Source organism: Jiangella anatolica (assembly GCF_003236295.1).
Taxonomy (GTDB): Bacteria; Actinomycetota; Actinomycetes; order Jiangellales; family Jiangellaceae; genus Jiangella; species Jiangella anatolica.
This window is the reverse complement of record NZ_POTW01000003.1, coordinates 128,834-150,771: the sequence shown is the minus strand read 5'-3', so window position 1 is coordinate 150,771 and position 21,938 is coordinate 128,834. Positions and strand designations below refer to the sequence as shown.

General features: G+C 71.1%; 15 protein-coding genes. 11 read left to right on the top strand and 4 right to left on the bottom strand.

Features of this window, described 5'->3' with window-relative positions; all coding sequences use genetic code 11:
- Positions 1 to 56: 56 nt before the first annotated feature.
- On the top strand, positions 57 to 1,550 hold the full coding sequence (locus C1I92_RS02215; protein WP_111253018.1) for a PucR family transcriptional regulator: 1,494 nt from the start codon (positions 57 to 59) through the stop codon (positions 1,548 to 1,550).
- Positions 1,551 to 1,621: 71 nt separating this feature from the next.
- On the opposite strand, the gene C1I92_RS02210 is transcribed toward C1I92_RS02215, so the two are convergent.
- The 3 genes from C1I92_RS02210 to C1I92_RS02195 form a co-directional block, all read right to left on the bottom strand.
- Positions 1,622 to 3,286 (bottom strand): MOSC domain-containing protein, encoded by a 1,665-nt coding sequence (locus C1I92_RS02210; protein ID WP_111253017.1) that lies wholly within the window; start codon positions 3,284 to 3,286, stop codon positions 1,622 to 1,624.
- 1,096 nt (positions 3,287 to 4,382) lie between these two features.
- The gene (locus C1I92_RS02200; protein ID WP_111253015.1) at positions 4,383 to 4,856 is read right to left on the bottom strand and encodes a nucleotidyltransferase domain-containing protein; all 474 of its coding nucleotides are present in this window, start codon (positions 4,854 to 4,856) and stop codon (positions 4,383 to 4,385) included.
- 75 nt (positions 4,857 to 4,931) lie between these two features.
- Positions 4,932 to 5,372 carry a VOC family protein gene (locus C1I92_RS02195; protein WP_111253014.1) on the bottom strand — a complete coding sequence of 147 codons (441 nt, stop codon included), beginning with the start codon at positions 5,370 to 5,372 and terminating at the stop codon, positions 4,932 to 4,934.
- Positions 5,373 to 5,534: 162 nt separating this feature from the next.
- On the opposite strand from C1I92_RS02195, the gene C1I92_RS02190 reads away from it, so the two are divergent.
- The 10 genes from C1I92_RS02190 (at position 5,535) to C1I92_RS02140 (ending at position 20,301) form a co-directional block, all read left to right on the top strand.
- Positions 5,535 to 6,989 carry an FG-GAP repeat domain-containing protein gene (locus C1I92_RS02190; RefSeq protein ID WP_111253013.1) on the top strand — a complete coding sequence of 485 codons (1,455 nt, stop codon included), beginning with the start codon at positions 5,535 to 5,537 and terminating at the stop codon, positions 6,987 to 6,989.
- Between the two features lie 46 nt (positions 6,990 to 7,035).
- Complete coding sequence (locus C1I92_RS02185; protein ID WP_111253012.1) at positions 7,036 to 7,944, top strand: LLM class flavin-dependent oxidoreductase; 909 nt, start codon at positions 7,036 to 7,038, stop codon at positions 7,942 to 7,944.
- Positions 7,945 to 8,641: 697 nt separating this feature from the next.
- The gene (locus C1I92_RS02175) at positions 8,642 to 11,122 is read left to right on the top strand and encodes an NB-ARC domain-containing protein (RefSeq protein ID WP_158563920.1); all 2,481 of its coding nucleotides are present in this window, start codon (positions 8,642 to 8,644) and stop codon (positions 11,120 to 11,122) included.
- A 510-nt stretch (positions 11,123 to 11,632) separates the two neighbouring features.
- Positions 11,633 to 13,624, top strand: coding sequence for a helix-turn-helix domain-containing protein (locus C1I92_RS02170; protein WP_199520871.1), 1,992 nt, complete (start codon positions 11,633 to 11,635; stop codon positions 13,622 to 13,624).
- Positions 13,625 to 13,733: 109 nt separating this feature from the next.
- Positions 13,734 to 15,002: a hydroxymethylglutaryl-CoA reductase, degradative gene (locus C1I92_RS02165; protein WP_111253008.1), complete on the top strand. Its 1,269-nt coding sequence runs from the start codon at positions 13,734 to 13,736 to the stop codon at positions 15,000 to 15,002.
- Positions 14,999 to 15,970 (top strand): hydroxymethylglutaryl-CoA lyase, encoded by a 972-nt coding sequence (locus tag C1I92_RS02160; protein ID WP_111253007.1) that lies wholly within the window; start codon positions 14,999 to 15,001, stop codon positions 15,968 to 15,970. The genes C1I92_RS02165 and C1I92_RS02160 overlap by 4 nt, the downstream gene beginning before the upstream one ends.
- Positions 15,967 to 17,187 (top strand): CaiB/BaiF CoA transferase family protein, encoded by a 1,221-nt coding sequence (locus C1I92_RS02155; protein WP_199520870.1) that lies wholly within the window; start codon positions 15,967 to 15,969, stop codon positions 17,185 to 17,187. Before C1I92_RS02160 ends, C1I92_RS02155 begins: the two co-directional genes overlap by 4 nt.
- A complete protein-coding gene (locus tag C1I92_RS02150) occupies positions 17,187 to 18,635 on the top strand; it encodes an amidohydrolase (RefSeq protein ID WP_111253005.1) in 1,449 nt (482 codons plus the stop codon). Before C1I92_RS02155 ends, C1I92_RS02150 begins: the two co-directional genes overlap by 1 nt.
- The gene (locus C1I92_RS02145) at positions 18,632 to 19,450 is read left to right on the top strand and encodes an HTD2 family dehydratase (RefSeq protein ID WP_158563917.1); all 819 of its coding nucleotides are present in this window, start codon (positions 18,632 to 18,634) and stop codon (positions 19,448 to 19,450) included. The genes C1I92_RS02150 and C1I92_RS02145 overlap by 4 nt, the downstream gene beginning before the upstream one ends.
- An 11-nt stretch (positions 19,451 to 19,461) precedes the next feature.
- Entirely contained in the window at positions 19,462 to 20,301 is an 840-nt protein-coding gene (locus tag C1I92_RS02140; RefSeq protein ID WP_111253003.1) for an alpha/beta fold hydrolase, read from the top strand.
- A gap of 507 nt (positions 20,302 to 20,808) precedes the next feature.
- Here the strand turns inward: C1I92_RS02140 and solA are convergent.
- Positions 20,809 to 21,936, bottom strand: coding sequence for an N-methyl-L-tryptophan oxidase (gene solA, locus C1I92_RS02135; protein ID WP_111253002.1), 1,128 nt, complete (start codon positions 21,934 to 21,936; stop codon positions 20,809 to 20,811).
- Positions 21,937 to 21,938 lie beyond the last annotated feature (2 nt).

The following is a 21,938-nucleotide window of genomic DNA, read 5'->3' as shown; positions in this document are numbered from 1 at the left end:
CGGGTGGGCGGGCCGCAATGTGTTGAGCGTCCAGAGAATCCGGCATGATTGTGCTCATGACACAGTGGTCGGTGGCGGACCTCCTCGCTCACGGCGACCGGCTCGGGCTGCGGCTCGTCGCCGGACCCGCCACCGGACCCGCCGCCGCCCGGGTCGAGCGCGTCGACATCGCCGGACTGGACGCCCTCGACGCGCTGGAGGCCGGCACGCTGGCCATCGTGCCCGCGCACGAGAACCCGGCGCCGTACCTGGTCGACGTCGCGCTGCGGCGGGCCAGCGCGCGGGGGCTGGCCGGCTTGGTGTTCACGACCGACCTCACCCTGGCCGAGACGGCCGTGTCGCTGGCCGAGCGCGGCGGCGTCGCCGTGCTGGCGGCGCCCGCGGCGAAGCTGTCCGAGCTGGCCGTCGCGATCGACCGGCTGCTGTCCGGAGGCGCGTCGCAGACCTTGACCCGGGCCGGGTACGCGATCGAGCGGGCCACCGCGGCGGCGGCCGGCGCCGACGCGTCGGTCGACGACGTCCTGCTGGCCGCGAGCCAGGCGCTCGGCGTGCCCTTCTCGCTCGTCGACGACCCCGCTGTCACCTGGGCCGACAACGACGCCGTGTGCGTCGGCGAGGTGCCGATCGGGCGTCTGGTCGCCGCGGCGCCGGACGGCGCGACCGCCCTCGTCGGCCCGGTGGTGGCGTCACTGGCATCGCGCGTGGCGCAGCGGCACGTGCGCGACCGGTTCGCGCCGACCCGGTCGCGCGCGGACCTGATCGTGGAGCTGGTGCTCGCCGAGTCCGCGCGGGTGGAGGGGTTCGTCGGGCAGGCCGCCCAGCTCGGCTTCCCGCTGCAGCTCTCCCACGTCGTCGGCTGGCTCAAGCCGACCGGCCTCACCGACCCCGACGCGCGCCCGCCGCGCAGCGTCGAGCCGGCGCTCGAGCTGTTCGCGCTGGAGCTGGTGGCCGCGCGGGCGGAGATGTGGCACATCGCCTTCATCCAGGACGACGTGCTGGTGGTCAGCACCGAGGCGCACGGCGCCGGGGACCACCAGCGCCGGCTGCGCGAGGTCGCCACCCGGATCCAGCGGCACGCCGGCGCGCTGGCCGGCCCGGACTGGGCGTACACGCTGGGCCTGGGCACGCCGCAGCTGGGCGCGACCGGCCTGCGCCAGTCGGCCGCCGAGGCGCGCATCGCCGCGGAGTCGGCCGTGGCCGCCGGCCGGCCCGGCGACGTCGAGCTGACCGACGTGACCGGCCTGCGCCGCGTGCTCCTGGACCTGTACGCGTCGCCGATCAGCCGCAACCTGCTGGGCGACATCCTGGCCCCGCTCGACGCGCTCGGCCCGGAGCGCTCGGCGACGGCGGTCCGGACGCTGCTGTCGTACCTCTCCCACCGCAACTCGCCGGCACAGGCGGCCCGCGAGCTGAACCTGCACCCCAACGCCGTCGGCTACCGGCTCAAGCGCATCCGCGACGTGCTGCAGCTCGACCTCGACGACCCCGACACCCGCTTCTCCGTCGAGCTGGCCTGCCGGGTGCGGCTGCTCGGCGCCAGCCGCCACTGACGGCGCACTCGCTCGACCTCCCCATGATCATCGGCTATCGACCCCGCCATGCCGTGGTGGATTGCCGATGATCATGGGGCCTCGACCTCGACGTGGTCCGAGCGCGGGTAGCTCACGCACAGCAGCACGCGCCGGGCGCCGTCCGGCGTCGTCGTGACGGCGCCGTCGACGTCGCCGCACACCAGGCGCGACTCGCAGGTGCGGCAACTGCCCGCGCGGCAGTCGTAGGGCAGCTCCAGGCCGTGGTCCTCCGCGAGCTCGAGCAGGCTGCGCTCGCTTTGGGCCACCCAGGTCAACTTCGGCCCGTTGGGACCGAACCGCACCGTCGCGTCCTGCTGGCGGCTCGGCAAGGTGGGCGTGGCGGCCGCGGCGAAGTCCTCGGCGCGGACGAGGTCGGGGTTGGCGCCGGCCTCGATCAGGCCGCCGCGCACCGCCGCGGTGAACTCGGCGGAGCCGCAGACGTAGATGTCGCTCTCGAACCACGGGATCGCGGCCGGGCCGTCCGCTGTCCGCAGGTAGTTGCCGCGCAGCACGTCCACCACCCGCGGGGCGGTGATCCGGCCGCGGTGGACGGTCGCGGCGCCCGGCTCGGCCTTGGACGTCCGGGAGTGGAAGTAGTGCAGGTGCAGGTCGTCGTGCCGGGGGAACAGATCGTCGAGGTAGTCGCGGAAGGCGGCCCGGCCGGGGCCCGGCGTCCCGTACAGCAGCCACAGCGGCGGCCGGTGCCCGTCGCGGTCGAGGTGGGCCTGGATCATCGCGATCATCGGGGTGATCCCGATGCCGGCCGCGACCAGAACCACCGGACGGAAGGCACCGCGGTCCAGGCGGAACTCCCCCGCCGGCGCGCGCAGCTCGACCGTCAGCCCACTGGCCGGTGCCCGCGACAGCGCCGCGCCGCCCCGCCCGCCGGGCCGGCGCCGGACGGTGATGCGGTACCGGCTCGGGTCGCGCGCGTAGCTCGACAGGCTCCACGTCCGCACCACCGGCTCCGCCCCGGGCTCGCTCAGCCGGACCACGACGTGTTGTCCGGCCCGGAACGCGGGCAGTGCGCCGCCGCCGGCAGGCCGGAGCAGGTACGACGTCGCCTCCGCCGTCTCCGCGACGGCGCCGTCGATCTCGAAGCGCCGCCAGCCCCGCCACCCCGCGGCCGAGGCGCTCGCGTCGCGCTCCAGGTTCGCGACCTTCAGCGTGAGCGCGCCGCGGGCGGTCGGGCTCAGATGCGGCGACGCCAGCGCGCGGTCGATCACGGCCCGCTCCTCGGTGGTGATCCGGGTGCCCGAGTCGCACAGCCGCGCCAGCTCGGCGACCGTCGGTGCGCCGCCCTCCCGGCCGATCAGCGTGAACTCGTCGCCCGCCTCCACGACGCCCGGCTCGACGACGCCGAAGTACGCGCCGGACCGGCCGGACAGCCGGAACTGCCGCATGAACGACTTCGGCTGGCCCAGCCGCCAGGTCAGCTTCCAGCACGGCACCCGTGGCCCGGTCACGACGAGCACCGCCTCGCCGACACGGTAGTGGTCACCGACGCGCAGCTCCGACTGGTCCATCGTGTCCAGCGTCAGGTTCTCGGCGAACCACCCGTCGCTCCACGTGTCGCGGCCCACGCCCAGCTCCGCGGCCCAGTGGTCGTACCCGGCCCGGTCGAAGGCGTACAGGTGGTCGCTGTGCGCGGCGACCTCGTCGCCGGCGGCCCCGGTCGGCATGATGACCCACGGCCGCGCGACCGGCTCCTTCACATACGCGTCCGGACCCGCTCGCCGTCGATCACCTGGGTGCGGATCCGGCCCGTGTTGAAGCCGAGGAGCCGCATGCCGCCGACGCTAGGCGCGCTGGTGCCCGCTCACAATGTGGCGGCAGCACTGAGCTCGTCGGCAGAACTGTGGCGGTGGCACAGCCCCATACACCCAGGGCACGAGGGGTCAGATCGGCCGCGTGTAACCATCGCCCACGCAAGTCATCCACATCAGAACGCAAGCGGACCGCAATCTGCTCGGGCGAGACCCCGACGTTGGTCTCCAAGCATCGATGACGACCGGCCCACGTCCAGATCCGGGCGTACAGGTCGCTGTGCAACCGGCGCACGAAGTGGTCGGTGAGAATCTCTTCCGCCGTGAGCGACCCTTCCAACACCGCAGTTAGCCGATCGGCGGCGACCTGGGCCCAGATCGCCTGCTCCAGGTCGAACACGTCCGCCTTGCGGGCCGGATTACAGACCAACGCACGGACCTGCTCCGTCAGGGACTCCAAGTCCTCAGCGGCAACCAGCGTCTCGCCGTACTCAGGGTCGAAAGACATCAGGCCTTGGACGTCGGCGGCTCAGTCGACTCCAAGAACTCCTCGACCTCGCGGGAGCGGACATGACCTTCGGGCACTTCGCGACGCTCAAGACGCGCGGACACCGCAGCGGCTCTAAGAGCCCACCGCCGGATCGCAGTCCCGTCAATCGGGCGCGTAGCCATCATCCCTCCCACGACAACCAGCGCAATCCAGTCCAGAGCAGGTGGCAGCACGCTGGGCGCCCAGCCATGCTCAGTCGCGATCGTCGATGGTCGAAGCGGCTTGCGCAAACAACGGTGCCCGCGACGATCCGCAAGGAAGGGAGATCTCGCGAGAGATGAGCCAGATCAGGTCGCGATTGATCTCGTCGGTTCGCCACTGCCAGCGCCCACTCCACGCCCGTTGGCGGCCTAGCCGAGCTTCATCATCAGCGAGTCACCGGCTTCCTGAAGGAGGTCATCGGCGAAGTAGGCGTCCTTCCCACGCTGAATGATCTCGTCGACGCGTTCGAGCCAGCCTCGATGTGGAGAAGCTCCTTGGCTGCCTTGCGGTCCATCAGAGGAGGACCGCATCGCCGCGGATGTCGTCATCGAGTTTCGGCTTCAAGCCTCCATACGACACGAGGTCGATCTCGCGGCCGAGAACCTGCTCGAGGAGCTGCTTGAAGCGAACGAACCCGAACGACGACGTGCCCTCAGGTGCCTCCACCAGCAGGTCGATGTCGGAGTCTGCGCGCGCTTCGTGGCGCGCGATGGAGCCGAACACCGCGAGTCGTGAGTAGCCGTGTTCGGTCGCTATCGCCTTGAGGATCGGCGCAGCAGCATCCAGCAGGACCTCGGGGTGCACGTCGTCGAGTTCGGGCGCGAACTTGAGTTGCTGGCTGACGGCCGGCTGGGTGATGCCGAGTGCCCCGGCGATCTGTCGCTGGCTCATCCCGGTCGCCACCATCGCGCGCAGGGCGAGCACGCGCCGAAGCCGCGCGCGATCCTCTTCGCGCCTGGCGTCGCGATACTCGGCCAGCAGTGCCATAAGGAAACCTTATCAGGGTCTCTGGCCACGCCCCCCTGTTCAGCGGCTGCCGCTTCGCGGCGGCGTGACGGCGCGTCAGCCGATCTGCTCGAACAGGGACACGATGATCCCCTCGGGGCCGCGGACGTAGGCCATGCGGACACTGCCCTCGTACTCGCCGACACCACCGACGAGCCCGTAGCCGTCCGCGGCCACCGCGTCGACGGCCGCCTGGAGGTCGTCGACCTCGAAGGACACATTGCGCAGTCCCAGCTCGTTGGCCATCGGCGCGGGCGATCCGGGCACATGGTCGGGCGTGACGAAGCTGGACAGCTCCAGCCGGGTTCCGTCGGCGGGCAGCCGCAGCATCGCGATCTCGCAGTGCGCGCCGGGGATGCCGCAGACGGTCTCCACGAACTCGCCCTCGACGGATCCGGTGCCCTCGACCTCGAAACCCAGCCCGACGAAGAACGCCGTCGCCGGCTCCAGGTCCGCCACGGTGATGCCGATGTGGTCGAAGCGTCGTACGTGTGTCATGTGATCCATCCTCCGTTGGTGATCCGGTCGCTTCGATGCTGGGACGGAACCGGGGCCGGGATCTCGACATGTTCCAGCCGCGCATCTTGTGGCCTGTCTCGGCAGGTCATTGTCCGGCGGCGCTGTCGGTGCCAGGCTCGACGCTCTGGAGGTGGTTCCACCATGGGACTTGTCGGCCAACACCCTGCAGCCTTTCCTCGTCCGCCCGCGACCGACTTCGGCGTCTTCTCGCGGGACACGGTCGAGGTGCATCGCACCACCGGCCTCAACGTCACCTGCCGGGTCTCTCTCGGTCCCGGTCTCGGCTCGTGGCTGCGGGTGCCACCACTCCTGCCGGACCAGATCTCCCGGGGGTACTGGTTCGTCTCCGAATCGGAAGCGGTGGAGTCGCCGTTCAGTGCCTGGGCGGTGCCGGATGGGCAGGCCTTCTCGCTGGCGCGCTTCGTCCTGGCCGGCTTCGGCTCCGATCAGGGTTGGCGTGAGGACACTCATCCGCGATACGTCACGGACCTCACCGGTGACGGGCGCGGCGACATCGTCGGGTTCGGCGACGACGGCGTGTGGGTCTCGCTGGGCGACAGCTCCGGCGGCTTCTCGCCGCCGGCGTACGTGCTGGCGGCGTACGCCCCGAATCAGGGCGGCTGGTCGTCGGGTCGCCATCTGCGCGTGCCGGCCGACCTCACCGGGCAGGGGCGCCGCGACATCGTCGCGTTCGGCGACGACGGGGTGTGGATCTCGCTTGGCGACGGCTCCGGCGGCTTCTCGCCGCCGGCGTACGTGCTGGCCGGCTTCGGCGTCAATCAGGGCTGGCGCGTGGAGCAGCACCAGCGGTTCGTCGTGGACCTCACCGGCAATGGTTGGGCCGACCTGTTGGGCTACGGAGACGACGGGGTGGTCGTGGCTCTTGGCGATGGCACGGGCGGGTTCGGCCCGCCGCAGCTGGTGCAGACGTCCGATCGGTTTCGCCATGGATCGAACGCCGACCATCCCGACCTGCTGGCCGATCTCACCGGTGACGGCCGGCCGGACCTCGTCACGTTCGGGTCGGCCGGCGTGTGGACCTCGCTCAACAACGGCGATGGCGTGTTCGCCGAGGCGCATGAAGGACTGCACGCGCTGTGCGCGGCCCAGGGGTGGCGGGCCGACCGGCATCCGCGCTTCGTCGCGGACGTGACCGGCGACGGGCGCGCCGACGTCGTGGCCTTCGGCGACCAGGGCGTGCAGGTGGCGCGGGGTCGTGGTGACGGCACCTTCGACCCGCCGCTCCATCTGGTGTCCTTCTTCGGGCGCCAGGCGATGCCAGACCTCGAGTGGCACGTCGGCCGCGACCCGCGGCTGCTGGCCGACCTGACGGGCAACGGCGCCATGGATGTGGTGGGCTTCGGCGACGACGGCATCTGGGCGCTGGTCCTGGACACGACGGGCCCGAAGTCACCGCAATTCTGCGTCCCCGACCTGGGCTACGGCATGGGGTGGCGTGAGGGTGCACACCATCGCGTGGCCGCCGACCTCACCGGCGACGGCCGTGCCGACCTGGTCGGCTTCGGCGACGCGGGAGTGTACGTCTGCCTCAACGAGGGCAGAGGTCCGGTGCCGCGGCCGGTGGTCACGCCGTAGTGGCTCGAGAATCTACGGCCGACTGTGCGGCCGCTAAGGTCGGCTTGTGTGGTTCGGGGCGCACCTGCCGCTGATCGATGTCGACGGTTCGGGATTCCCCTCGTTGGCCGGCTACGTGGATGCCGCACGCGAGGCGGGGTTCAGCGCGATCAGCGCCAATGACCACCTGGTGTTCCAGCGACCGTGGCTGGACGGGATCGTCGCGCTGTCCACCGTCATGGATCGCAGTGCCGGCCTGACTCTGGCCACCACCGTGGCCCTGTCTGTGGTCCGGGGGCCGGCGGCGGTGGCCAAGGCCGCCGCGGCGTTGGACGCGCTGTCCGGTGGTCGCTTCGTGCTCGGTGTCGGTCCGGGATCCTCGGCCGCCGACTACGGCGCGGCCGGGGTGCCGTTCGAGGAGCGGTGGCCGCGGTTCGACGCATCGGTCCGCGTGCTCCGCGCCGCACTCACCGACGACCACGTACCGGGTTTGGGCCGCTTCTACGAGACGCCCGCCCTGGAGCCCCGGCCGACCCGGCCGATCCCGATCTGGATCGGCAGCTGGGGCTCCGCAGCCGGACTTCGCCGGGTGGCCCGCCTCGGCGACGGTTGGCTGGCCTCGGCCTACAACACGACCCCCGACCAGATCTCCGCGGGCCGCGACCTCCTGCACCGCGCGCTGGAATCCGCCGCGCGAGACCCGCACGCCTTCCCGATCGCCCTCGCGACCATGTGGACCTACCTGACCGATACTGCAGCCGAGGCGCGGACGAGACTCGGCGCCCTGGCCCGGATGCTCGGCCGGGACCCGGTCACCCTCGCCGACCAAGTGCTGATCGGGCCCGCCGAGGTGTGCGCCGCGAGGCTGGCTCGGTACGCCGACGCCGGCGTCGACGCGGTCTTCATCTGGCCGGTCGCCGACCCGATCACACAGCTGCGCCTCTTCGGCGCGTCGGTCGTCCCATACCTGCGCTGACTGGTCAGAGGAGCTCATGTGCCGTGCCCTTACTGCAGACGCGGCGGAATGACACGCTCCAGCAATCCGTCTGGACGCCCATGCGCGGGTCTGACTGACCAGAGCGAGGGGTCGTTCAGGCAACATGGAACATCGTGCCGCCGCGCTCTGCATCGTTTGCGGAAGGTTGTGTCCGGGGTGTCTGCCACCCTGGGCTCCTACGGTTAGGAGTTGACGGATGCCAACCTTCTGCGTGAACAGTATCGCCCAGTCGAACGGCGACCACGAGGTTCACGACGTCACGGCCAACAAGTCATGCCTGCCAACGCCCGCCAACCGGGTGGACCTCGGGTACCACGGAGGTTGCTCCTCCGCTGTGCAGGCCGCGAAGAACCACTTCAGGCAGGTGAACGGCTGTCGTTGGTGCGCTCCTGCCTGCCATACGAGCTAGCTCTCGCCGCTCGTGGCGGACCGCGTCACCACGGCTCCATCCGCATCCGAGCAAGCCATTACGCGGCAGAATAACTTTACCAGGCAATCCACCCTACGCCTGTTTGTGGAGCTAGACTTCTTGGACTGCAGCGGCATCGTGCCCCACAGGCTGTAGGGCATCGATGCCGTCCTTGCGGAATTCGACATGCGGGATCGGGGGCAATTCGTGAGCTTCAGTGCTACCAGATTGACCTGCTTCGCTCTGCTTGCCGCAATGGAGCATGACATGCGAGTGAGCATCCAAGAGTACCTCGGCGACCAGAGCGTTGACGATCTGATTCCGACGGATCGAATCGTGAAGGCGAACGCCCGAAGGGTGAGGGACGGGCTATCGGCCACGTCGGATTTACCAGGGCTGCTGGCCTATCTCGATTTTGCGGAGAGCTACGAGGCGTTGGCATCCAAGGCGGCGGACCTGCCCCAAGACCTTCGTGCCAGCCTGAAGATCCTGGCGCCATCTGCCGCAAGAACAGTGGCCATTCGCAATCGAGTAGCCCACACCAGGCCGATGGAAATTGACGACTCGTCGTTCTTGGTCGACCTGGCCAAGGAGCTATCGGCCCTCACCAGTCCATATTGGGACGAGCTAAAGGCGATTCTGGATCGCTTAAGTGCTGACCCATCCTTCGTGCTCGGGCTGACTATCAGTCTTCCCGCTGACCCCGATAATGGGCCTCAACACAACCTTCCAGTTCCGGACTTCGATGAGACCGGATTCTTCGGCCGGCAAGGCGAACTGCGTCGCATCATGAAGGCGATCAAGGGCGCGTACCCGGTTGTCTCGATTCTCGGCGATGGTGGTGTCGGGAAGACTTCGATCGCACTGAAAGCGGCATACGAACTGCTCGAAGATCCGAAGCAGCCATTCGACGCTATTGTGTGGGTAACTGCTAAAGCAACGATTTTGACGCCGAATGAGATTCGCCGAATCAATGGCGCCATTGAGACTTCGCTGGGGCTAATCGGTTCTGCGGCTGCCGAGCTGTCGGGCTTAGATGACGCCGCCGACCCAGTCGCAGAGGTTCTTGCATACATGGAGAACTTCAGGATCCTGCTTCTGCTTGACAACCTAGAAACGGTCCTCGATAACCGCCTGCGTCAGTTCCTCCTTGAGTTGCCAATGGGGAGCAAAGTGATCGTGACCAGCCGCATTGGACTGGGTATCGAGAACCCAGTTCAATTGGCGCCCCTCGCCGACGACGAGGCAGCGAGGCTGCTGCGTGCACTTGCGCGCATCCGGGACGTGCGCCAACTCAACGAACTCGACCAGCCGACCGTGGAATTGTTGGCCCGACGGATGGCTGGTCATCCAGCATACATACGATGGTTCGTTGCCGGCGTTCAGTCCGGTCGGCGGCCCGAGGACCTTCTAGGCAACAACGAGCTGCTCCTCGACTTCTGCATGTCGAACGTCTACGACTACCTATCTGAGGACGCTCGAGCGGCGTTGCGATCAATGCAAGTGTTGGCAGGTGCGAAGAATCAGGCTGAGCTTGCGTTCCTGAACGACTTCACGGCTTCAAAAACCCAGGCGGCGCTTCTGGAACTCCTTACCACCAACTTCACAGCTATGTCGAGCCAGACCTCTGGAGAAAGCCTCGACACCGGATACGAGCTTTCAGACTTTGCCCGGCAGTACCTGGACAAGCATCACCCTGTTGAGACGGAAGAGCGCAACTGGCTTCTTCAGCGGAGCGAAGAACTTCGGGCTCTTGGTATCGAGATGGCGGCAGCGAACACGGCGTCGCCCTTTGCGCCTACCAGCGTCCACGTCCGAGGCCCCGGTGATTTTCATGCTGCAGGGCTTCTGCGCACGGCGATCGCCGTGGCGTTCACCGACCCCGGCGCGGCATTGGAGCACTGCCTTGAGGCGCAACTACTTGCGCCTAGCTACTATGAGGCGTGGCGAGTGGAGGGCTTCGTGCGAGCCCTGAGTCGCGACCAAGGTGGAGCTCAGGCCGCTTATGATCGAGCGTCGGAACTTGCTCCGAACTCGGCTGCTGTCCTTTTCCATTTCGGTACGTTTCTGCTCGATGCAGTTGGAGACCCGCAAAGGGCCCTGGAGCTCTTGCAGAGTGCCGCACGCAATGAACCATCGAGTTCAGAAGTCGCCGGGCAAGTTGCTTGGGCGCAATTCTGTTTGGGCGACATGGCTGCGGCCATTACAGCCGGTACCGGAGTCGCTACCAGTCGAACTGCAAGCAGCAACCATCGTCGGGCGGCTTGCGTTCTAACGCTTCGCGCAACACAGTCGGCGGTCGGGCAGCTGAGAAGCATTCGACAGTTCGACGAAGCAGTGGAGTACGTCGAATCGGGTGTCGAGCTTGCTGAAGAGGTGGACAGCAGGTTGATTGAGGGCGAGGCCGCCGATCGCCTGATCGCATTGCGGAATGTTTCGGCAGCATTAGCGGAGCAGAGCGTGGACTATGCGGCCGCGCAGGCGGCTCAGTTCGTCGCTCGCATTGACACGGTGCTCGGCCGTAACGCATCGTTTGAAAACCGTAGGACCGGAATTATCCATGCCTTGGTCGTAGACAAGGGCTTCGGATTCGTCACTGCTGGGAAGGCGAGGTTCTTCTTTCACATCAGCGACCTGCGGAACCGGGCTGATTGGGATTCGCTGTTCGAAGGTGCACACTGTGTGTTTGAGCCAGCTCAAACGCCAAAGGGTGCACGCGCAAAACGAGTCCGTCTGGTCGAGGTTTAGCAACCATGTCTGCGTCATTCTGGGCGAACTGACGCTGTGCTCAAATGTCTAGCCCGAACCCCAGCCTAGGTGCGCTGCGGGGATCTGCGGGTTCAGCCCTGGGGCGCACCGAGCCTCCCGGTCCGGCGATCGAGCGGGCAGAACTGCTGTCGCCGCCGTACCGCTCTCGCCGCCAACGCCCCCACCTCGGCCAGGCCCGAGATCCGTTCGAAGCATGTCGACGTCCGCGGGAAGGCGATCTGTGAGCAGCTGAACGAGCGGATCGCAGCCTTCAACGCAGCGGAGTGGCCGCTGGGCGGCCAGGAGACGCGGGCGACGAGATGCCTAAACCGCCCGCGCTGTGCGAGCGGGTTAGGAGGCTGGACCACAAGATCCTGAACCCGCCCTTGGCGAGGTAGCCGGGCACAGGCAACGAAACACGGGCAAGCTCCGCCACCTCACGGACAGCAACCGTCGCCGACATCCGAGTGCGCGTCGTATGGTGACGCCACCCATATAGAGGAGGTTCTGGTGGACGAATCCTCCAAGCTCCAGGCGGTCGACACCATCGTCTCGGCGGTGATCGATGACGTCGGGGCGGGGCCGAGGGAGTTGGCCGGCGCGTTCGAGCGGCTCGGCCTGGGCGAGGACGAGGCGGACCGGGCCGCGGACCTGGTGCACCGCGCGCACGGCGAGAGTGTGCGGCTGCGCCGCCGCGAGCACGAGATCGCCGCGCTGTTCTCCAGCGCCCGCGAGCTCGCCGAGGTGCGCGACGCCGACTTGTTGCTGGACCGGCTGGTGAACCGCGCGCACGAGATCATGGGCTGCGATGTCACCTACCTGTCCGTTCTGGATCCGGAGACCCGAGAGCTGCGCGTGCGCACGACGATCGGCGCGGTGAGCCCGGAGTTCCAGCACCTGCTGGTGCCGGCCGGCCGCGGCCTGGTCAGCGAGATCGTCGAGTCGCGGACGGCACGGTGGGTGGGCCGCTACGGCAGCTACCCGCCGCAGCGGCACGAGCCCACGGTGGACCGCGCCGTCGAGGCGGAGGGGCTGGTCTCGCTGCTGGGCGTGCCCATGCTCACCGGCGACGACGTGCTCGGCGTGCTGTTCGTGGCGACGCGGCGGGAGTCGGTCTTCACGCCGGAGCAGATCTCGGTGCTGTCCGCGCTCGCCGACCACGCGTCGGTCGTGCTGCAGACGGCGGACATGCTGCGGCACCTGCGCCGCTCCGAGGACGAGGCGCGCCGGGCGCTGGGGCGGCTCACCGAGCACCTGGCCGAGCGCGACCGCGCCAACACCGTGCACCAGGAGCTGGTCCAGGCGGTGCTGCGCGGCGGCGGTGTCGGCCAGATCGCCAAGACGCTGGCCGCCGCGCTGTCGCGGACCGTCACGATCGTCGACGCCGACGCGCGGGTCGTCGCCGACTCGGCCGGGACGGCGGCCAACACCACCGTCGCGCTGGACCGGGAGACGGCCGCGGCCATCGAGCGGAGCCGGTCCTCGGGCCTGTGCGCCATCGTCCCAGGCAGACCGGGCCGCGCAGGCGACGCCGTCGCCGCCGTCGCCGCCGTCACCGCGGGCGCCGAAGCGCTCGGCGCGCTCATCCTCGGGCCCGGCGACTTCGAGCTCGGGCCGGTCGACCGGCGGACCGTAGAGCGCGCCGCCCAGGTCTGCGCGTTGGTCGAGCTGCAGCTCAAGGCCGTCGCCGACACCGAGCGACGGCTGCAGTCCGGGCTGGTCGCCGACATCCTCGAAGCCTGGCGGGAGCGCGGCGACGACATCGCGCGGCGGGCCCGCTCCTTCGACGTCGTGCCCGCCGACCTCGACACCGTGCACGTCTTCGCCGTCGACGGCGGCGCCCGGGCCGCCGCCGAGCGGCTGCTCATGCGGCTGCTGCGCGGCCAGGGGCTGGTCGGCGAGTGCCGCGGCTACGTGACCGCGATCGTCGACTCCACCCGGACGACGATGGACGCCGGCACGCTCCGCGAGCGGATCGCCCAGCACACCGCACACCCGGTGCTCGGCGTCACGGCGGCGCCGGCGTCCTCGCCCGCGGAGCTCGGCGGACGGTTCACGCTGGCGGCGCGGACGGCGCGGCTGCTGGAGGCGATCGGGGTGACCGGCCGCTCGGTGAGCACCGACGAGTACCTGCCCTACGCGTCGGTCTTCGACGCCGACGCCGCCACGCTGACCGCGTTCCTCGACGCGACCATCGGCGCGGTCCGCGCCTACGACGACGAGAAGGGCACCGAGCTGCTTGCCACGCTGCGGGCGTTCGTGCGGTGCAACGCCAGCCCGACGAAGACCGCGCGGCTGCTGCGCTTCCACACCAACACCGTGCTCCAGCGGCTGGAGCGCATCGCCACCATCCTCGGCGCGGACTGGCGCGACGACGAGCGGCTGTTCCGCATCTCGCTGGCCGTCCGGCTCGACGAGCTCGCCCACGGCCTGGCCGGCGCCGGCGCCGGTGCCGGTGCCGGTGCCGCCGTCAGCGCCGGCGGACGGGCGAACCACCCATGACCCGGCCGTGATCGTGGGCGTTCGTCCCATACCTGCACCGAGCGGGCGCCGCCTAGCGTGGACGCGCGGCCACCGAAGGTGGCGGCCCGCCGGAAGCGAAGGAGCGTTCATGGCCGTGACGAGCCGGATTCCCGGCCTCAGGGACCACAGCGTCGAGGACCGGCGGCGCCTGGTGGCGCAGCACGCCGACGTCGCGGCCGACGCGCTGGACGTCCTCGACCCGGTCCGCGGCCTCGGCCTGGACCAGGCCGACCACCTCATCGAGAACGTCATCGGCGCGATCGCGGTCCCGGTGGGCGTCGCCACGAACTTCACCGTCAACGGGCGGGACCGGCTGGTGCCGATGGCCACCGAGGAGCCGTCGGTCGTCGCCGCCGCCAGCAACGCGGCGCGGATGGCCCGGGCGCACGGAGGCTTCCACACGTCGAACACCGGCTCGGTGATGATCGCGCAGATCCAGCTGGTCGACGTCGTCGACCCGAACGGCGCCCGGGCCCGCATCCTCGAGGCCGCCGCGGAGATCATGGCGCTGGCCGACCAGCAGGACCCGGTGCTCGCATCGCTCGGCGGCGGCATGCGCGGCGTCGACGCACGGGTGCTCGGCACCCGGCTCGGCGACCAGGTCATCGTGCATCTGACGGTGGACGTGCGCGACGCGATGGGCGCCAACGCCGTCAACACGATGGCCGAGGCGGTCGCGCCGCGGCTGGCCGAGCTGGCCGGCGGCCGCCCGCTCCTGCGCATCCTCAGCAACAAGGCCGAGCTGCGGGTCACCCGGGCGCGCGCCGTGTTCGACGCCGAGCTGCTCGGCGGCCCCGGGGTCGTCGACGGCATCGTGCTCGCCTCGGCCTTCGCCGAGGCCGACCCGTACCGCGCGGCCACCCACAACAAGGGCATCATGAACGGCGTGACGGCCGTGGTGCTGGCGACGGGGAACGACACCCGCGCGGTCGAGGCCGGCTGCCACTCGCAAGCGGTCCGCGACGGCCGCTACTCGGCGCTGTCGCGGTTCGAGAAGGACGCCGACGGCAACCTGGCCGGGTCCATCGAGTTGCCGCTCGCGGTCGGGCTGGTCGGCGGGGCCACCCGCGCCCATCCGGTCGCCCGCGCCGCACTGGCGATCCTCGGCGTCGAGACCGCCACCGAGCTGGCCGACGTCATCGCGTCGGTCGGCCTCGCGCAGAACCTCGCCGCCTGCCGGGCGCTGGCCACCGAGGGCATCCAGCGCGGCCACATGACGCTGCACGCGCGCACGATCGCCGCCTCCGCCGGCGCCCTCCCCCATGAGGTGACGGCGGTCGCCGGCCGGCTGGTCGCCGACGGCCGGATCCGGGTCGAGCACGCCGAGCAGGTGCTGCGGGAGCTGAGGACGCCATGAGCGCGCTCTGGGAGCCCCGGCCCCTGGTCGCCCGCGCGGACGGGCTGCCGTCGACGGTGACGGTGTACGAGGTCGGGCCGCGCGACGGGCTGCAGGCCGAGTCCGCCGTCGTGCCGACCGCGGTGAAGGCGGAGTTCTGCCGCCGGCTCGCCGCCGCCGGCGTCCGGAACCTCGAGGTGACCAGCTTCGTCCCACCCGGCGTCATCCCGGCGCTGGCCGACGCGGAGGACCTGCTGGACGAGCTGGACGGCGACGGCGGCCTGGCCGGCGTCCGCACCGTCTGCCTGATCCCCAACCGGCGCGGCCTCGACCGTGCGCGAACGGCCGGCGTCGGCGAGATCGCGGTGATCGCCAGCGCGACGGAGTCGTTCGCGCGGGCCAACCTCAACAACGGCCGCGACGCCGCCGCACAGAAGGCGGCCGACGTCACCGCGGCGGCCCGGAGCGCAGGCCTGGCCGTCCGCGGCTACGTGTCGATGGCCTTCGGCGACCCGTGGGAGGGCCCGGTCGAGCCGGCAGCCGTCGCCGAGATCGCCGCCGCGCTGTACGCCGCCGGCTGCGCGACGATCTCGCTGGGCGACACCATCGGCGTCGCCACACCCGGGCAGATCGGGACGGTCGTCGGCGCGCTGGGCGCGGCCGGCGTCCCGCCGGAGTCGATCGCGCTGCACGGCCACGACACCTACGGCCAGGCGCTGTCCAACGTGTACGCGGCCCTGCTCGCCGGCGTGACCGAGTTCGACGCCTCGATCGGTGGCCTGGGACGATGCCCGTACGCGCCCGGCGCGACCGGCAACCTCGCCACCGAGGACCTCGTGTGGATGCTGCACGGCCTCGGCATCGAGACCGGCCTCGACCTCGACGCCCTCGTCCGCACCAGCGCATGGATGGCCGAGCGGCTGGGCCGGACCGCCATCGCCTCGCGGGTCGCCACCGCCCTGCTGGCCCACTCGGAGGTCCTCACGTGACGCTGCCGCACCGCACCGGCGCCCTCTCGGGCGTCGTGGTCCTCGACCTGTCCCGGGTCCTGGCCGGGCCCTACTGCGCGGAGATCCTGGCCGACTTCGGCGCCACCGTCATCAAGATCGAGAACCCGCGCGACCCCGACGTCACCCGCGGTTTCCCGCCCTACCTCCGCCACGGCGACGAGGAGCTGAGCGGCTACTTCGCGCAGTACAACCGCGGCAAGCTCGGCATCACGCTCGACCTCGCCACCGAGGCGGGCAAGCAGGCGCTGATCGACCTCGCCAAGCGGGCCGACATCGTGATCGAGAACTTCCGCCCGGGGACGATGGACAAGCTCGGCGTCGGCTACGACGTGCTGCACGAGGCCAACCCGCGGCTGGTGTACACCGCGATCTCCGGCTACGGGCAGACCGGCCGCAACCGCACCAAGCCCGCCTTCGACAGCACCGCTCAGGCGGCCGGCGGGCTGTGGTCGATGAACGGCTCACCCGACGGCGTGCCGGTCCGCGTGGGCACCGTGATCGGCGATCTCGCCGCCACGCTCTTCGCCGTGACGGGGACGCTCACCGCCCTGCGGCACGCCGAGCGGACCGGCGCCGGCCAGCTCGTCGACGTCGCCCAGGTCGACAGCGTCGTCGCGCTCACCGAGAACGCCGTCGTCAACTACACCGTCGACGGCGTGGTCGCCACGCACACGGGCAACCAGCACCCGTGGGTGCGGCCCTACGAGCTGTTCCCCTGCGCCGACGGCTACGTCTTCTTCGGCGGGTACACCGACAAGTTCTGGCGCCTGAGCTGCGAGCTGTTCGGGACGCCCGAGCACGCCGCCGACCCCGAGATCGACTCCATGCGCAAGCGGTTCGAGAAGGACGTCTACGAGCGGCGGGTGCGGCCCATCGTGCTCGGCTGGTTCGCCGAGCGGACGAAGGACGAGCTGGAGGCGCTGGCCGGCGACACCGTGCCGCTCACCGCCGTCAAGGACGTCGGCGAGGTCGTCGACGACCCGGCCACGGCGGAGCGGGAGATGGTCATCGCCGTCGACCACGAGGAGTTCGGGCCGGTGCGCATGTTCGGCCAGCCGGTGAAGCTCAGCGAGACGCCGGCCGACACGACGCTGCGGGCCAGCCGGCTCGGCGAGCACACCCAGCTGGTGCTGACGGCGCTGGCCGGCTACGACGCGGACACCGTCGCGGCGCTGCGCGAGGCGGGGGCGATCTGATGGCGCTGCTGCTGCGCGGCGGGCGCCGCTACGGCGGCGAGGCCGTCGACGTCCTCATCGACGACGGCCGGCTCACCGCGGTCGCCCCGCCCGGCGCACCGGCGCCGCGCGAGGCGGAGGTCGTCGACCTCGACGGCCGGTTCGTCGGACCCGGCCTGTGGGACGCGCACGTGCACTTCACCCAGTGGGTCGCCGCCCGCGCCCGGTTCGACCTGGCCACGACGACCAGCGCGGCCGACGCCGCCGAGCGGGTCCGGGCCCGGCTGGCCGCGGGCGCTGAATCCGGCGTGCTGGTCGGGTACGGGTTCCGCGACGCGCTCTGGCCGGACCAGCCGTCCGTGACGCTGCTCGACGCCGCGGCCGGGACCCATCCCGTCGTGCTGGTCAGCGGCGACCTGCACTGCGGCTGGCTCAACACCGCCGCCGCGGCCGCGTTCGGCCTGACGCTGCCACCGTCGGGCCTGCTGCGCGAGACGGAGTGGATCGGGACGCTGCAGCGCATCGACGCCCAGACCCACTACGGTATCGACGGTTTCCGCGCGGCCGCCGACGCGGCCGCGGCCCGGGGCGTCGTCGGCGTCGTCGACTTCGAGAACGACGACAACCTCGCGCTCTGGCCGCAACGGGTCGCCGCCGGCGTCACGTCCCTGCGCGTCGACGCGTCCGTCTGGCCGTCCCGGCTCGACGCCGCGATCCGCGCCGGGCACCGCAGCGACGACGTGCTCGACCAGGACGGGCTGGTGCGCGTCGGCCCGCTCAAGGTCGTCGCGGACGGCTCGCTCAACACCCGTACCGCGTACTGCTGGCAGCCCTACCCCGGCACCGCCGACCACGGCGTGCAGAGCGTCGACGGGGCCGAGCTGCGGCGGCTGCTGCGCACGGCCACGGGCAACGGCATCGACGCCGCCGTGCACGCGATCGGCGACCGCACGAACACCGAGGTCCTCGACGCGTTCGAGGAGCTGGCCATCCCCGGGACCATCGAGCACGCGCAGCTGGTCCGCCCGGCCGACGTGCCCCGGTTCGCCCGGCTGGGCGTGGTCGCGAGCGTCCAGCCGGAGCACGCCATGGACGACCGCGACGTCGCGGACCGGCACTGGGCCGGGCACGCCGAGCACGCGTTCGCCTACGGGTCGCTGCACGCCGCCGGCGCCGTGCTCCGGCTCGGCTCCGACGCACCGGTCGCGCCGCTGGACCCCTGGGTGTCGATCGCGGCGGCCGTCCACCGGCACCGCGACGGGCGCGCGCCGTGGCATCCGGAGCAGCGGCTGCCGATCCAGGCCGCGCTGGCCGCCAGCGCCCGCGGCCGCGGCACGCTCACCGCCGGCGACCCGGCCGACCTGGTCGTCGTCGAGGCCGACCCGCTGACGGCGGACGAGCCGGGCCTGCGCGCCATGACGGTCGCCGCGACGCTGCTCGGCGGCCGCTGGACCTGGAGGTCGCTGTGACCAGCCGCACCGACACGATCCGGCCCGAGCCGGCCCGCGCGTACCGCGACACGTTCGCGCCGTCGGACCCGGCCGCGCCCGGCCTGCTGCCGCCGGGCTGGCACAAGCTGTACTTCCTCCCCCTGCCGGCGCTGGACGAGCTGCGCCCCGACGGGACACCCGGCGCCGACGGCGTCACGCCGGACATCGCGCTGCCGCGCCGCCTGTACGCCGGCGAGGAGCTGACCTTCCACCGGCCGATCCGGTTCGGCGAGACGCTCGAGCTGACGACGACGCTCGGCGAGGTCCGCGAGAAGACCGGTGGCAGCGGGCCGCTGGTGTTCGTCACGCTGGAGAGCACCATCCGGTCCGGCGCCGAGGTCGTGACGTCCATCCGGCAGCGCGACGTGTTCCTCGGCGACGCCCCGCCCGGTTCCGCGCCACGGCCGGTGGCCGGCCCGGCCGGGGACGAGTGGGCGTGGGCCGGTGAGCTGACCATCACCCCGGTGCACCTGTTCCGGTTCTCGGCGCTCACGTTCAACAGCCACCGCATCCACTACGACCGCGACTGGGTGCGCGACGTCGAGGGCCAGCCGGACCTCATCGTCCACGGGCCGCTACTGGAGCTGCTGCTGCTCGACTTCTGCGTCCGCAACGTGCCGGACCGCCCGGTCGCCCGGTTCTCCATGCGCGCGGTCGCGCCCGCCTACGTCGACACCCCGATCCGCCTCGCCGGCATCCCGCACGACGGCGGCGCCCAGGTCTGGGCGCTCGACGACAAGGGCGACGTGCTCTCCACCGGCGAGGCCGTCTGGGCCGCGCCCGACGCCGACTGACGGAGGATGCGATGCCGCACGCGGACACCGACGGGATCGAGATCTTCTACGAGGTCGACGGCGCGCCGGACGACCCCGTCCTGGTGCTCGTCGCCGGCGGCGGCGCGCAGCTGATCGCCTGGCCCGATCAGCTCGTAGCGCTGCTGGTGGCCGAGGGGTTCCGGGTCGTGCGCATGGACAACCGCGACACCGGCCTCTCCCAGCGCTTCGGCGGCCCCGACGACGTCGACGGCGGCTACGAGCTGTCCGATCTGGCCGACGACATCGTCCGGGTGCTCGACCACCTCGGCGCCCCGTCCGCCCACCTCGTCGGGCACTCGATGGGCGGGATGATGGCCCAGCTGGTCGCGCTCGACCATCCGGAGCGGGTGCGAAGCCTCGGCCTGCTCAGCACGATCCCCGGGCAGGACCCGCGCTACATCCTGCACGGCGAGCGCGAGGAGCTGCTGTCCCCTCCTCCGCGGCTGACCCGCGAGCAGGCCGTCGCGTTCGCCGTCGAGGCCGCGACACCCACCGGCCCGCACCGCTACGACCCGCAGCTGGAGTGGCACGCCTGGGCGGCGGGGCTGGCCTACGACCGCGGCTACGCGCCGGAGGGCTTCGCGCGCCAGTGGGCGGCGCTGCGCCGGGCGCCCGAGCGGCTCGACCGCCTGCGCGGCGTGACCGTGCCGACCTTGGTGCTGCACGGCCGCGACGACGACGTGCTGCACTGGTGCGCGGCGGTGGACATGGCCGACGCGATCGCCGGGTCCGAGCTGCGCGTGTACCCGGACATGGGCCACCTCGTCCCGTGGGAGCTGTGGCCCGACCTCGTCGCCGCGATCGCCGGGACCGCGCGCCGCGCCACCTAGTACACGTGGGGCCGCTTCGGCTCGCAGCGGTATCCGGGCCGCCCACCAGGCGTTCTCCCGCCCTACCAGGCATGCACGGGTGGTAGAGCGGGAGAACGCCTAGCGAGGCACCGAAAGGTTGATGATCATGAGCATCCACAGCCCGGCAACGTCGCAAGCGGACGCACACTGACTGGTGAGGCGCGAACGCAGGCCGGAACCGCCGCGAACCCGAGCCCGAGCGACCCGAACGGGGCCGGAAGGCGGCAGACGTGAACCGAAAGGCGGCGAACGTGGGTCGTTGGCGGTGCGACGTGCCCACACTCCCCCGTCCCCCTGATAGCTGCCCGTTCTTGGCCGGGACGACGCGGGTCAAGTACGCGGCCCTCGACACAAACACCCAATGACCAGCAGAGGCCGCGGACTTGAGGCGCGTCGGCCCGGCTAAGAAAATGGGCAGCAGGGGGACGGCCAACGTTCGCAGCACCGTCAACCAACGACAGCAGGCGTCCTACTGCCGTCGCAGGACTAGCCAGCCGCCGGGACCGGCGCGGCGAAGCCGGAGACGTCGTCCGTCGTCTCGCCGTCGATCGCCAGCTCGGCGAGGATCCGCCCGATCGCCGGGGTGAACTTGAAGGCGTGCCCGGCGCCCAGCGCGACGAGGATGTCCGGGTGCTCGGCCAGCGGCCCGAGGACGAACTCGCGGTCCGGGGTGAGCGCGTACTGGCAGGTGACGGTGCGCAGCGGCTCGCCGCGTCCGGGGACGATGCCGCCCAGGAAGGACGTGAGCTGGTCGATCAGCTCCGGCGCCGGCACGAACGTGCGCTCCTCCGGCGTCATCAGATGGTCCGAGACGTCGCGTGCGGCCTTGATCGTCGGCTCGCCGTAGGCCGGGAACCCGTAGAAGCAGTGGGTGTCCTCCCAGATCCAGACCGGGAACCGCGCGGGGTCGAACGCCGCCGGGTCGGCCGGCTTGAAGTACGTGACCTGCTCCTGCATGGTGACCAGCGGGATGGCCGCGCCCAGGGGCGCCAGCAGCCGGTTCGTCCACGCGTCGGCGGCCACGACCACCGTCCGGGCGCGCACGTCGCCGGCCGCGGTGTGGACGACGACGCCGGCGCCGTCGGGGCTCAGCGCCTCGACCGGCGTCCGGTCCCGGAGCACCGCGCCGAGCGACCGCGCCTGCATTTGCAGGGTCGCGACCGTGCGCGCGGCGTGGACGATGCCCGTGTCCGGCGTGTAGACGGTCTCGACGTTCGCCGGGAGCCGGAACTGCGGCCAGCGCGCGACGACGTCGTCCGGGCCGAGCAGCTCGTACGGCACACCGGCCGCGTAGAGGCTGGTGCTGAAGTCCGTCGCGGCGTACGGGCCGTCCGTCGGCAGGAAGACCACGCCGCCGGTGATCGTGAGCAGCCGCTCGCCGGTGGCCCGCTCGAGGTCGGCCCAGTCGCGGTAGGCCGACTGCGCCAGGCGCACGTACCGCTCGGCGCCGTAGGACGTCCGGACGATGCGCGACGTGTCGTGCGAGGCGCCGCGCACGTGCCCGAGCTCGAACTGCTCGAACCCGACGACGCTCGCGCCCTTGCGGGCCAGGTGGTACGCGGCGGCGCTGCCGAGGGCGCCCAGGCCGACGACGGCCGCGTCGAACGTCTCCATGA